The sequence below is a fragment of the Peribacillus sp. NPDC097264 genome, assembly GCF_050277925.1.
GTDB lineage: Bacteria > Bacillota > Bacilli > Bacillales > DSM-1321 > Peribacillus.
Genome location: NZ_JBNNSR010000002.1, coordinates 409,794 through 423,442 on the forward strand (window position 1 = coordinate 409,794; position 13,649 = coordinate 423,442).

Below are 13,649 nucleotides of genomic sequence, written 5' to 3' on the forward strand. Positions count from 1 at the left end.
GATTAATTCGTATAATGCTCTTTCACGACTGTTGCACAGCGTGGGCAAAGTGTTGGATGTTCTTCCACTTGACCTACATCTTGAGAAACATTCCAGCAACGTTCACAAGTTTCTCCTTCTGCTTTAGTTACCAGGATGGCCATATCCTCAAGTTTGACAGCTTCGGATGGGGCACTGGCCACATCGTCCGCGATATCAAATTCGGATACGATGAATAACTGTTCAAAGCTCTCCTCGATACTATCAAGAAGATTCCTTGTCTCTTCGTTTACATAAACGGTCACTTTTGCGTTCAGTGATTTCCCGATTACTTTTTGGTTACGTGCTTCTTCCAATGCTTTCAGGACATTATCACGAACATGCATGAATGCCGTCCATTTTTCCTCAATCGCTTCGGCATTATCCACAGAGATTTCCTCAGGCATCAATGTCAACTGTACACTTTCTTCCGTTACACCCGGAATGAACGTCCATACTTCATCCGCAGTATGAGACAGGATTGGAGACACTAATTTCGTTAAGCTGATTAAGGACTCATAAAGGACAGTTTGAATTGCTAAACGGTCTTTCCCGTTTGGCGCTTCACAATACAGAATGTCTTTAGCATAATCAAGATAGAACGAACTTAAATCCTGCGTACAGAAATTGTTGACCATATTATAAATGGTAGCAAATTCATAATTTTCATAGCCTTGTTTTGATTGAGTGATCAGCTTATTCAATCTTACCAGCATATATTGATCCACTTCACGCAAATCTTCTACCGCCACTTTATCCGTTTCCGGATTAAAGCCATCCAGATTTCCTAGTAGGAAGCGGAATGTATTACGGATTTTACGATACACTTCGGAAACTTGTTTTAAGATAGGATCTGACACCCGAACGTCAGATTGATAATCAACAGAAGCAACCCAAAGACGTAAAATATCAGCACCAAGCTGGTTCATAACTTTAGATGGAAGGACCACGTTACCAATAGATTTACTCATTTTACGTCCTTCGCCGTCTAATGCGAACCCATGGCTAAGTACACCTTTATATGGTGCTTTTCCTGTCACGGCAACACCTGTTGAAAGTGATGAGTTGAACCAACCGCGATATTGATCGGACCCTTCAAGATAAAGGTCAGCCGGACGTTGAAGTTCTTCTCTTTCTTCAAGAACCGCTTGATGGGAAGAACCGGAGTCGAACCATACATCCATGATATCCGTTTCTTTAGTGAAGATACCGTTTGGACTTCCTTCATGTGTAAAGCCTTGTGGTAGAAGATCTTTTGCTTCTTTTTCAAACCAGATATTTGAACCGTGCTCACGGAATAATTCTGAAATATGATTGATGGTTTCGTCCGTGATGATTGGTTCGCCATTTTCTGCGTAAAATACTGGAATTGGCACACCCCATGCACGTTGTCGGGAGATACACCAATCTCCTCGGTCACGGACCATATTGAATAGGCGTGTTTCACCCCATGCCGGTACCCATTTCGTTTCTTCGACTGCCTTCAGCAAATCATCACGGAAGTCCTTGATTGAAGCGAACCACTGTGCAGTTGCACGGAAGATCGTCGGCTTCTTCGTCCGCCAGTCATGTGGGAACGAATGTGTGATGAATGTAAGATTCAACAGGGCTCCCACTTCAGTTAATTTTTCGGAAATCGCTTTATTTGCTTTATCATAGAATAATCCAGCAAACTCCCCTGCTTCTTCAGTCATGACACCTTTTTCATCGACTGGGCAAAGAACATCCAAGCCATATTTCTGACCGATGATAAAGTCATCTTCCCCGTGTCCTGGAGCTGTATGAACACAACCTGTTCCAGCTTCAGTCGTTACATGCTCACCTAACATCACTAGTGATTCACGATCATATAGAGGATGTTTCGCTACAGCACGATCCAACTCACTGCCTTTTACCGTTTTCTCGATAGTTGGGTTTTCCCATCCAAGCGTTTCTTTAACAGATTCCAATAAGGCTTCTGCCACTAAGTATTTTTCATTTTCCACTGCAACGACCACATAATTCAATTGTGGATGTAGGGAAATTCCAAGGTTGGCCGGAATCGTCCATGGTGTTGTCGTCCAAATGATGATTTTTACACCTTCATCAATGACACCTTTACCATCAGTCACTTCAAATGCTACATAGATTGAAGCCGAACGTTTATCTTGGTATTCAATCTCCGCTTCAGCAAGAGCCGATTCACTCGAAGGGGACCAGTAAACAGGTTTCTTCCCTTTATAGATATAGCCTTTTTTCGCCATTTCACCAAAAACCTTGATCTGTTGTGCTTCATATTCAGGCTTTAACGTAATATAAGGATTATCCCAATCCCCGCGAACACCAATCCGCTTGAATTGCTCACGTTGATTGTTAATCTGTACGTATGCATATTCTTCACATAGCTTTCTGAATTCAGCGACGCTCATTTCTTTACGGTTCACGCCTTTTTTAGTCAAAGCCGTTTCAATTGGGAGACCGTGCGTATCCCAGCCTGGAACATACGGTGCATGGTAACCACTCATGGACTTAAAACGGACGATGAAATCTTTTAAAACTTTATTCAAGGCATGACCCATATGGATATCACCGTTTGCATATGGAGGTCCATCATGTAAAATGAATAACGGTCGCCCTTCAGTGTGCTCTTGCACTTTTTTATAGATGTCCATCTCTTTCCACTTTTCCTGAATTTCAGGCTCGCGCTTCGGAAGGTTGCCCCTCATTGGAAATTCAGTTTTAGGCATTAATAAAGTATCTTTATATTCCATTATAAAATTCCTCCATCCATCTATCCATAACTTCATTTGAGTTGATTGACCCAATTCGCAGACAAAATAAAAAGCCTTCTCATCCCTGAAAAAGGGACGAGAAAGCTTTGCTTCCCGCGGTACCACCCTGGTTAGAAAGATTCACAAAACGGCTGAATCCTTTCCTCTCGAGCATTCGTAACGTGAATGATACGCATCGTTTACTTGCTGCATAAGCAGGTTCAATTCAGAACTCAAGGGTGATGTTCAATTCCTTCTCTTATCCCGGGCTTACACCGTCCCCGGGTCGCTACATATAAGGATATGAGGAATTTACTGTCCCTGTCATCGTCTAATGTCATCATGAATAGTATTGTTAAAAAATTATATGCGAAAAAAGTGCTTGAAGTCAAGGAAACGTTTAATTTTCCTCATCTACTCCATCATTTAATTCTATTTCAGATGCATCCACTTCGTATTCAAGCAGATGATCCCAGTCGTCATTATCCAACAAATCGAGCTGTGCTCCGACAAGCATTTTAAAGCGAGTACGGAAAACCTTCGATTGTTTTTTCAAGTCTTCTATATCCATCGCTATTTTTCTTGCTTTCACAAGCGACTCATTGACAATCCGATCAGCATTCTTTTCTGCTTCCTTGATGATCAGTTTGGCTTCTTTTTGGGCATTGCGCTTTAATTCTTCTGCAGCTTCCTGCGCGACAATGATAGACTTATTAAGCGTGCCCTCGATAGTCGTGAAATGACCTAAACGATCGAACGTCTCGTTCAATTTTTCTTCCATTTCTTTCTTTTCTCTTAGAATCAATTCATAATCTTTAATGACTTGGTCTAGAAATTCGTTAACCTCATCTTCATCATACCCTCGAAATACTTTACTAAATTCCTTGTTATGTATATCTATCGGGGTTAAGGGCATTGTTGCACCTCCAGAACAATTTCTACTCTATTACATTAAAACTCTATATTCGACAAAAAATATGTGAATCCTGCTAACAACTAAATTATTTTTTCCTACCTAATGAGATTCTCCACTTATCCTTTTTCGTTTTCCCATCGATTGAAGTGATTTTACATCGACCGAAACCCCTGATGGATAGAGTATCCCCCTCACGGCATTCTTCAGAAACGCTCTCCGTTTGCTTGAAATTAACCTTGGTTTTCCCCGACGATATCAACGTCTGGGCTTTTTGCCGGGAAATATTCAAAACAGCAGAAAGTACGCTATCAAGCCTTAATGAGCTAACGGTACTGACCTGCTCTTCCCAGTTGTCCTTCACCACAAGGATATCCTCAATCGGAATCCTTTTAATGGTTACGGAAGCATTGCCTATCTTATCCAGGTTTCCCGTAAGGTATGAATCCATTTCCCCTGTTGCAATAAATTGGACTTGCTCCTCTGTCACTATAATATCACCGAATTTTTCACGTTTTACCCCCAGTGACATCAAGGTTCCAAGTATTTGCCTGTGTTCAAGTGTAACAAATTTTTTTGGATAGGAGATATCATATAAGGAGATATTGAAATCAGATGATTCAGGAGAGTAGTAATCAGGATAAATGAGGGCACGTTTCCGTTCAACGAAATCACTCCCGCCGTGAAATTGCAGTAGCACATCCTGTTTGTTTCCTAATAGGGATGTGAGGATTTCCTGCTGACGCGGATCCAGAAAGTCAGAAAGTTTAGGAGCATAAGAATCTCTAACCTGGTCAATCCAATTCATTGCCTGGTCGATAAATTCCTTTTCCTCCGGCCTGAAATGTTGATATATACTCATGTAGAATGCATGCTCCTTACATATGGATAAATGGTTGTACACAAGAATGAATCGTAACATACACCTTCGTTACTACTACACAGCCAAGAATTCACCTAGCTGTGTAGTTACTGGCCATTCTATTATTTCACGTCTTTAGTATGAACTACAAATCATCCGAATAAGCTTTGTAGATAAAAAATCCCATAATTCTTCGCAAAATTTAAAACCAACAAGGCTACAAGTGGTGATATGTCGATCATGCCGAGTGGTGGGATGAATTTTCTGAACGGTTCTAAATATGGTTCGCAAATCTTTACCAGGAATTGGCCAATCGATGTTTCCCGGGCATTAGGGAACCAAGACATTAATATGTAAACAATTAATGCCATTGAATAAATTTCAACTAAATAATATAAACCTTGAAGCACTAGAGCCATTAACCATTACCACCTCGCTTCTTCGTACTCCTTATCCACTTCAAAACCGGTAATATTACCGGAAACATCAACGTTATCCGGAGTACACAAGAATATGTCTGTACCGATTTTTTGGATATCCCCACTGATTGCATATACAGTGCCGCTTAAAAAGTCGATAATCCGCTTTCCTTGGTCATGCGGGATTCGCTGAAGATTTACAACGACTGCACGACGGTTTTTCAAATGGTCAGCGACATCCTGAGCTTCTGCATAAGCACGAGGCTCCAATAATACTACTTTAGAAGATTTTTGCACGCTTTGCAAACTTACTATATTTTGATTTGGATTATTTCCTGTAGAAGCAGGTGGGGTCTGCTGTTTTGCAGGCTTTACCGCTTTACGCTCCATCTCCTCTTCCTCCACCACTTCGTCCTTATATTCATACTCATCATCCAGCGCGAAATAGGATTTAAACTTTGATACGAATGACATCTTTTACGTACCTCCTTATAATTCTTCGCCTACCAGTGCAGTACCAATCCGAATCATGGTAGAACCTTCCTCGATGGCAATCATAAAATCATTGGACATCCCCATGGATAATTCCGAGCATGGAGCATGAGTCAATTCCGCTTTTTGAATTTCCAGTTGGAGGTTTTTTAATGTACGGAAGCAACCTCGGAGTACCTGTTCGTCCTCTGTAAAAGGTGCCATTGTCATCAACCCAACGACCTTCACCTTGTCAAAAGCCCCTAGTTCTTTAATAAATTCAAGCGTCGACTCTGGATTCAGACCATGTTTAGACTCTTCACCAGAAACATTGACCTGCACTAAACAGTTTATCGGCTCTTTTGAACGTTTTTGTATTTCTTCTGCCAACGATATACGATCCAAAGAATGAATATAAGCAACTTTATCAATGACATTCTTAACCTTACGTGTCTGCATGGAACCGATATAATGCCAGTTCGGTATATCCTTCAACACTTCATATTTATTCAATAAACCTTGATCGCGATTTTCACCTAAATCAGTGACACCGGCTTCCAATGCCTCTTTTGCCCTCTCGATGGAAACATATTTTGTAACCCCGATTAATTTGACATCTTCCCGATGCCTACCACTATTTTTACACGCTTCATTTATTTTTTCTTCGATGTTTTTTAGATTTTCTGCAACTTTCATCGCTTTTCAAGATCCTCCTTCCAACCAATAAAGCTCATCAACCTACCACTTTTCCCATTATCCCGGCGATGGGAAAAAAATAAATCCTCATCACAGCTTGTACAATATGAAGTCACAGCAATCTGCTCCCTCGGGATTCCAGATTTCTCCATGATCATGGCGTTCAGTTCTTTAAGATTTAGTTGATATTGTCCTTCACTAATTAAATTATAGGGCTTCTCGTCATTTTCTTCCAGCAAATTCCGCACTAAATCTATGACTTTATCATCTACAACATAACATTTCGAACAAATAGAGGGCCCAACTACGGCAAATATGTCTGATGGTTTTATACCTTCATGTATCCACGCCTCTACCATATTGTGCGCAATGGCATTAACGGTTCCCTTCCAGCCGGCATGTGCCACCCCAACCATTCCATGTGTAGGAGCATAAAAATATAAAGGCACACAATCCGCATAACAAAGGGTCAGTAGGACATTTTTATCTCTCGTATAAAAACCGTCTGTCGCCCTAAAACCAGAAGGATAGTCAGTGGCGCCTTTCCCACAATCCCGAGTCGTTACTTGCTGGATATGAGTTTCATGAGTCTGCTCGGCCCCTACCCAATGATTAAGCGGAAAAGATAGTTTTTCAGCAAGAATCCGGCGGTTTGCCTGTACATCCCCTATTTTGTCTCCAACATGAAAGCCGGTATTCAATGATGTAAAGCAGCCAGAACTGACTCCTCCGTTTTTCGTTGTAAAGCCCGCCACAAGCTGGAGATTATGTTGTCTCCAGCTATCAACAAGCAAATATTGATCTTCGACTAAAACAAAAGGTTCTTTCATGCTTTCATTCCTCTTTATTTTTAGTTTAGTGTATCATAAATATTCTTCCAATACCCTCTAAAGGTACCCCTATAACCGTTCATCTTTCAGCTCTGTTTGAAATATCGTCTGATGTTCGACAAGGATGACATCCGCCCCAATTTTTTTTATTTTTCGCCAAGGAATCACGATATCTTGCTCCCTCCCAAAAAAGCCCATTAGCCTAGTACTATTCGAAACGATGATTGCTTCAATCATCCCCGTCCCCGTATTGATTTCTAAGTCTGTCATATTCCCCAATTTCTTTCCATCCGCTATATTGACGATATCCTTAATTTGGAATTCAGAAATTCTAGTCACGCCATTCAGCTCCTCCTGAAATGTGTTTCCCAGATAAAAAACCTTTTTTTATGTATATGACTGGTTTTGTTCAAGAATGAAGGAATCGGGAAATAAAGGTCTTTATGCAGTGGCTTGAGCAAACTAAAAAAAAGCCGCTACGGCTAGGTTGCTGATTGGCGGGCAAGAGAATCATCCCCTTACCCGCTTCAGTCAACTGTTACTCGTGCTCAGCTTTTACTGTTGAATGTTTTTATTCATTTGCTTGATTGCCGCTTTTTCCAAGCGGGAGACTTGCGCTTGTGAAATGCCGATTTCCTCGGCTACCTCCATTTGGGTCTTCCCTTGGAAAAATCGTTTACGAAGGATCATTTTTTCACGGTCATTCAACCGTCTCATCCCTTCGTTTATGGCTATCTCATCAATCCAGGTACTATCCTTATTTTTTTCATCACTTAATTGGTCGAGTACATAAATCGGATCCCCGCCATCATTATAAATCGGTTCGAAAAGGGATACTGGATCTTGGATTGCATCTAACGCGAAAACAATTTCTTCGTGCGGTAATCCTAACACTTTGGCGATTTCTTCAGCTGTGGGCTCACGTAGAGTCTGGCTGATAAGTTTTTCCTTAACCTGCAATGCTTTATAAGCAATGTCCCTTAAAGACCGGGAAACACGTATTGGATTATTATCACGAAGATACCTTCTGATTTCTCCAATAATCATTGGTACAGCATACGTTGAAAACTTTACGTTCTGACCCAAGTCAAAATTATCTATCGATTTCATCAACCCTATACAGCCTACCTGAAATAGATCATCTACATATTCTCCTCGATTGTTAAAGCGTTGAATGACGCTCAAAACGAGTCGAAGATTCCCGTTTACCAGTTTCTCTCTTGCTGAAAGCTCGCCACCTTGCAATTCTTTAAAGAGTTTTCTCATTTCATCATTTTTCAAAACCGGTAATTTCGATGTATCCACACCGCAGATTTCAACCTTGTTACGAGACAAAATTCTTCCCTCCTCACAGGAGTGCTGTACAAAAAACAGTATTTCCGCGGGAGGGAAAAATATGCATAGGGTATTTTTGAAAAATCAAAACATCTCTTCATCCAAGCACAAGAAAGTACGGTCTCAAAAGCTTTATACTCGAAATATTTTTTTACACCATTTTATTAAATTCTTTTCTTAGCCGTTTAATAATTCTTTTCTCCAACCTTGAAATATAGGATTGGGAAATCCCGAGCATATCCGCAACATCCTTTTGTGTCTTTTCTTCTCCGCCAGCAAGTCCAAATCGAAGTTCCATTATTTGTTTTTCCCGATCAGAGAGCTGCGTCAGGGCTTTCGTTAGTAGCTTCCGATCCACATTCGCCTCTAGATCCTTAGTGATGATGTCATCATCAGTCCCCAGAACATCTGAGAGCAGGAGTTCATTTCCATCCCAATCGATATTCAAGGGCTCATCAAAAGAAACTTCCGAACGGATTTTATTATTTCTCCTTAAATACATTAATATTTCATTCTCGATGCATCTCGAAGCATATGTAGCAAGTTTGATTTTTTTCTCGGGATTGAATGTATTGACTGCCTTAATCAAGCCAATGGTCCCAATGCTAATTAAATCTTCGATATTGATTCCCGTATTCTCAAATTTCCTTGCAATATAGACGACAAGCCTTAGATTCCTCTCGATTAAGATAGAGCGGGCAGCTTCATCGCCTTTTGGTAACTTATTGATCAATATTGCCTCTTCCTCTTTTGAAAGTGGGGGCGGGAGCGCCTCACTTCCTCCTATATAAAATATTTCGTCCGTCTTCAATCCGAGCTTGAACAAGAGTTTGTACCAAAAATAGGTGAGCCGAAGAATAAATTTCTTCAAAATAATTCTCCCTTCTAAAATAGACGAATTGTGGAGCCAAATTGAAAGAGCAAAATGTTATGAGGCATTTTTCACCGGAATCCCGGTTAACATTTTTGGATGGACGATAGATTGATAGCTATTGTCCGCAGAAAGTTGCTGAAAGGTAAACGACACAAGGCCCTGCTTGACTTGATACTCGTTTTCCCCTTGGGATATTTTAATGAAGTCCGGCTTGATGGCCGTTAGCAATTGATGTTCATGCCCCACCACTTTATATGGAATTACGCGCATACGGCCCGTCCATGTATATTCAGGCTGTTCTTCCTGTCGGACCAGGATGTCCGGATTCTTGAACAATTCAACCATATCCGAAGGAATTCCAGCTTCATCTCCAGAAAGTGAAATGATCATAACAGGCGAACGGGTTATTGGATCATATAATTGATTCCCACTGTCCACAAGCCCCTGAAAAGTCCCTTCAAACTCTGATACTTTCACCGTGACTGACACCAGTTGCTCATGCGTTAGTTTTGCCATCTCCATTCCTTCTAGAGTACGCTTGGAAAATTGCCAGGCAAGCGGGAAGCCCACCATCACAAAAATCCAGCTGACGGGGTCACCAAAACGATTGATTCCGGCATATTGACCAGGGTTTTTGGAAACGATTTGATATTCGAATAGATAGTGAAGGCCAAGGAGGATCCCACCTGATAAAAACGTGACAAAGTATAAAGTGGCTAATGACTTCAGGAAAAGGTTGAATCTGATGAACCCAAAGGTGGCCAGGACCATAAAAAGAGAAAATGCGATTTTCATATAAAATTGGTCAGCCCTTGCGTAAAAAGGGGTAAATGCCAATACGATGATTAGAGAACCTATCAGCCCGCCGGCACAAACCCGCCAAAGGGCGACCCGCCGTTTGAGAATGATTGCAGTCCAATATAAGAGGAGGCAGTCAAATAACCAATTCAATAACCAAATCACATCTAAATATAAGGTCAAACACTCACCCCTCCTTTTAGAATCTAACCTTCCACTAGCAAAAAGTATAACGCACCTGATAATAGAAAGTGTGTCACTTTTTGTACAGGAAACTTAAGAGTTTTTCAGTCTTTTTTAGCCTTTTTGTAGAAAAACAGCTATTGATTTTTTCAAGACTGCTTCATACCAGTTACGCTCCCTCATTTAAAGCTGTCGATTTATGGGTTGTAGAAGATAGAATTTCTTTCAGCTTCTCTTCTCAGAGTTCCATTGTTATAAAGGACCATCTCCAAATTCAAGTTGGAAATCCATTATCCATTCCAGCCGCCTTTACGTCCTTTCATGAATTTTATGGATCAGGGCATAGCCCAACGGTTCAAACAGGTGGAGAGCAGCTCTTAGGGCCTTAAAAGTCCATATGGCGATTAACCAGTAATAATCAATCGAAACATCTTTCCGAAAAAAGCAAAAAAAGGGCCGCTCCCATAGGGAACGACCTTTTCTCTTTCAGATTAACGCCTTCTATTACGATTGCGTAGGAAGGTTGGAATATCCAAAGCTTCCTCACCTTGTCCTTGATTATTATTCCTTGTAGGCTGTTCGTTCACTTCTTCTCTCTTCACTTCACGATTTACACTAGGTGTAGGCGCTTGTGTTTGAGGTCTCGTTTGCTGTTGTTGCTGTCCAAGTGTAGAACGACCCGGAGCTCGCATGGACGTTTCAGCTTCGGTAAAGCCCGTCGCAATAACTGTAACAACAATTTCGTCCTTTAAGTTTTCATTGATGACAGAACCGAAAATCATATTTACCTCTTGATCAGAAGCGGTGGCCACAATATCGGCTGCCTCTTGGACCTCGAATAAACTTAGGTTCGTTCCACCAGTAATATTCAATAGAACCCCTTGAGCCCCATCGATGGACGTTTCAAGCAACGGACTGGAGATCGCTTTTTTAGCTGCTTCAGCGGCGCGGTTTTCTCCAGAGGAGATCCCGATACCCATCAGGGCCGATCCACGATTTGACATGATGGTCTTAACATCGGCAAAATCCAAATTAATAAGACCAGGAACAGCGATCAAATCTGAAATCCCCTGTACCCCTTGACGAAGGACATTATCCGCTTCACGGAATGCTTCAAGCATAGGTGTGCTTTTATCAACAATTTCAAGAAGTCGGTCATTCGGAATGACGATAAGCGTATCGACCGATTCTTTCATAGAGGCAATGCCACCTTGCGCCTGGGTTGCACGTTTGCGTCCTTCAAACGTGAAAGGACGTGTAACGACACCAACTGTCAGTGCACCAAGATCTTTAGCGATACCCGCGATAACTGGGGCAGCACCCGTACCAGTTCCGCCGCCCATTCCAGCCGTTACGAAAACCATATCAGCGCCTTTTAGCGCTTCTTCGATTTGTTCTTTACTTTCTTCTGCCGCTTTTTTACCTACCTCAGGATTCGCACCAGCACCCAATCCTCTAGTAAGCTTACCGCCGATTTGCATTTTAACTTCTGCTTTTGATAAATTAAGTGCCTGCGCATCAGTATTGACAGAAATAAATTCGACACCTTGTACACCATGTTCGATCATTCTGTTTACCGCATTGTTACCGCCGCCGCCAACACCTATAACCTTTATCGTTGCTAATTGTTCTAAATTAGAATCAAACTCCAACATGACAATCCTCCTATTTTGACGAAATTCCCGATTTTTTGTTTTTATTCAAAAAAGTAACCCAAGATTTTTTTGAATTTCGATTCACCTTTTTCACCTTGTTTTTTAGCCGTGTTCTCTTTATGTTTCTGAGAGGACTTCTGGCTCCGCTGGTCATTATTCTCTTGTGCCTGACCAGCTGGTACAGGAGTTTTATTTGTGGTGTTCTTTTGCATTCTCTCTTTCTTGCACGCATGTTTAATTAGACCGACAGCTGTCGTATATTGCGGTTCTCTGACACCAATATAATTTGGTTCGGCTGTCCTGACACGATTTTGGAATACATACTGAGCAAGTTCCAGTACTCCTGGCATCTTAACGGCCCCACCGGTCAATACGAACCCTCCCGGTACTTCCTGAAAACCAAGTCTTCTCAAATCATCTTGTATTAACTCGAAAATTTCGGTCAACCTCGCCTCAATTATATCTGAGAGCATCAGCTGGTTACATGGTTGTTGCTGGTCGCTGCCGATGATTGGTATCTGGAATACTTCGTCTTCTGACGCATCATCATAAAAGGCATGGCCATGCTTAATTTTAATTTTTTCAGCTTCCTCCATGGTAGTCCTTAGTACAATGGAGAGATCCTTTGTAAGCGTCTCACCGCCTATAGGAATCACGGAAGTATATTGTAGATAGCCTTGCTCGAAAATCGCTAGAGTGGTAGAACCTCCCCCAATATCGACAAGCGCTACTCCAAGTTCCTTTTCATCCTTCGATAAAACCAGCCCACCTGCTGCCAATGGCTGAAGGGCAATATCCGTTATTTCTAACCCTGCTCGTTCCACACACCGCAAGGAATTATGTAAAATTGTCCGCAGACCTGTTATTAATATGCCTCTCATTTCCAGACGGACGCCAATCATGCCCCTTGGATCGCTAATTTCATCCAACTCATCAACTTTATAATGAATCGGCACCACATCGATAATTTCCCGGTCCGATGGTATGGTAATTAACTCAGCGGCTTCTCTAACACGGAATACATCGTGTTCATTAATCTCTTTATTTTCACTAGATACGGCTACTACCCCATGGCAAGGCTGAAGCGTTACGTGGTTCCCGCTGATACCGACGATCACTTTTTTGATTTCCATTCCTATCATTCGTTCAGCTTGCTCTACGGCCTTTTGAATGGATTGGACTGTTTCATCTATATCGACGATGGAGCCTTTCTTTAGCCCTTCTGATTTTACATTTCCTACGCCTATGATATTTAATGTGTCATTGACCATTTCCCCAATGATTACTTTTACACTGGATGTACCGATGTCAAGACTTACGTAGATTTCGTTGCTGTTCATTCCATGGCACCTCCTTCAGTTTATACATATATTAGTAGAATAGCATTATCCTATCAAAAGACCTATTCATTTTAGAATAACAGACCTAATTACAACTCGCTAATATTATAATAAATGTCATCTCGTATTATTAAGAGAAAACTCGTAGGTTTACAATCTTTATAATAGTTATCGTTCGTCTCTTGGTATCTAAATGTCTTACCTAAACTTAATACTGACTTAATCTATTCGGCATTTATACCGCAATTCCCTCTAATAATATAGATTTTTTCCATTTTTTTCAGAAAAAAATCTCTTATCCAACTGTGCCCTTTGAATTTCACCCGTATTTTGAAAGTTTCACACGTAAATACAAAGATTCCAGCTAAATACAAGTCTACACCAAGATGTACACCTAGAAAAGTCAAACTTGCAGATAAAACTATTATTAAATAAGAATACAACGGCCAATACCACATCTTCATGGGAAGTTTGATACGACCCCGCAACTCCCCACATTAAAAAT

General features: G+C 41.2%; 14 protein-coding genes and 1 other annotated feature. All 14 genes read right to left on the reverse strand.

Annotation, left to right across the window (positions count from 1 at the left end):
- Positions 1-2 precede the first annotated feature (2 nt).
- Positions 3-2,768: an isoleucine--tRNA ligase gene (gene ileS / locus ACQKL0_RS04595; protein WP_427686440.1), complete on the reverse strand. Its 2,766-nt coding sequence runs from the start codon at positions 2,766-2,768 to the stop codon at positions 3-5.
- An 89-nt stretch (positions 2,769-2,857) separates the two neighbouring features.
- Positions 2,858-3,105, reverse strand: a binding site (T-box leader).
- Positions 3,106-3,168: 63 nt separating this feature from the next.
- Entirely contained in the window at positions 3,169-3,684 is a 516-nt protein-coding gene (locus ACQKL0_RS04600) for a DivIVA domain-containing protein (RefSeq protein WP_402868201.1), read from the reverse strand.
- 85 nt (positions 3,685-3,769) lie between these two features.
- Positions 3,770-4,543, reverse strand: a complete 774-nt coding sequence (locus ACQKL0_RS04605; protein ID WP_402956214.1) for an RNA-binding protein — start codon at positions 4,541-4,543, stop codon at positions 3,770-3,772.
- A gap of 152 nt (positions 4,544-4,695) precedes the next feature.
- Positions 4,696-4,962 carry a YggT family protein gene (locus ACQKL0_RS04610; RefSeq protein WP_402868199.1) on the reverse strand — a complete coding sequence of 89 codons (267 nt, stop codon included), beginning with the start codon at positions 4,960-4,962 and terminating at the stop codon, positions 4,696-4,698.
- Between the two features lie 6 nt (positions 4,963-4,968).
- Positions 4,969-5,436, reverse strand: coding sequence for a cell division protein SepF (locus tag ACQKL0_RS04615; RefSeq protein ID WP_402956212.1), 468 nt, complete (start codon positions 5,434-5,436; stop codon positions 4,969-4,971).
- A 15-nt stretch (positions 5,437-5,451) separates the two neighbouring features.
- Positions 5,452-6,129 (reverse strand): YggS family pyridoxal phosphate-dependent enzyme, encoded by a 678-nt coding sequence (locus ACQKL0_RS04620; RefSeq protein WP_407407289.1) that lies wholly within the window; start codon positions 6,127-6,129, stop codon positions 5,452-5,454.
- Positions 6,126-6,959 (reverse strand): peptidoglycan editing factor PgeF, encoded by an 834-nt coding sequence (pgeF, locus tag ACQKL0_RS04625; protein ID WP_427686442.1) that lies wholly within the window; start codon positions 6,957-6,959, stop codon positions 6,126-6,128. The genes ACQKL0_RS04620 and pgeF overlap by 4 nt, the downstream gene beginning before the upstream one ends.
- A gap of 69 nt (positions 6,960-7,028) precedes the next feature.
- Positions 7,029-7,298, reverse strand: a complete 270-nt coding sequence (locus ACQKL0_RS04630) for a YlmC/YmxH family sporulation protein (RefSeq protein ID WP_402868193.1) — start codon at positions 7,296-7,298, stop codon at positions 7,029-7,031.
- A gap of 216 nt (positions 7,299-7,514) precedes the next feature.
- Complete coding sequence (gene sigG / locus ACQKL0_RS04635; protein WP_402868568.1) at positions 7,515-8,336, reverse strand: RNA polymerase sporulation sigma factor SigG; 822 nt, start codon at positions 8,334-8,336, stop codon at positions 7,515-7,517.
- 109 nt (positions 8,337-8,445) lie between these two features.
- Entirely contained in the window at positions 8,446-9,165 is a 720-nt protein-coding gene (gene sigE, locus ACQKL0_RS04640) for an RNA polymerase sporulation sigma factor SigE (RefSeq protein ID WP_230158218.1), read from the reverse strand.
- 57 nt (positions 9,166-9,222) lie between these two features.
- Positions 9,223-10,149 carry a sigma-E processing peptidase SpoIIGA gene (gene spoIIGA / locus ACQKL0_RS04645; protein ID WP_427686443.1) on the reverse strand — a complete coding sequence of 309 codons (927 nt, stop codon included), beginning with the start codon at positions 10,147-10,149 and terminating at the stop codon, positions 9,223-9,225.
- 491 nt (positions 10,150-10,640) lie between these two features.
- Complete coding sequence (gene ftsZ, locus ACQKL0_RS04650) at positions 10,641-11,804, reverse strand: cell division protein FtsZ (protein ID WP_402868187.1); 1,164 nt, start codon at positions 11,802-11,804, stop codon at positions 10,641-10,643.
- A gap of 41 nt (positions 11,805-11,845) precedes the next feature.
- The gene (gene ftsA / locus ACQKL0_RS04655; RefSeq protein WP_402868185.1) at positions 11,846-13,144 is read right to left on the reverse strand and encodes a cell division protein FtsA; all 1,299 of its coding nucleotides are present in this window, start codon (positions 13,142-13,144) and stop codon (positions 11,846-11,848) included.
- A gap of 224 nt (positions 13,145-13,368) precedes the next feature.
- Positions 13,369-13,608, reverse strand: a complete 240-nt coding sequence (locus ACQKL0_RS04660; RefSeq protein ID WP_427686445.1) for a DUF1290 domain-containing protein — start codon at positions 13,606-13,608, stop codon at positions 13,369-13,371.
- Positions 13,609-13,649: the final 41 nt, after the last annotated feature.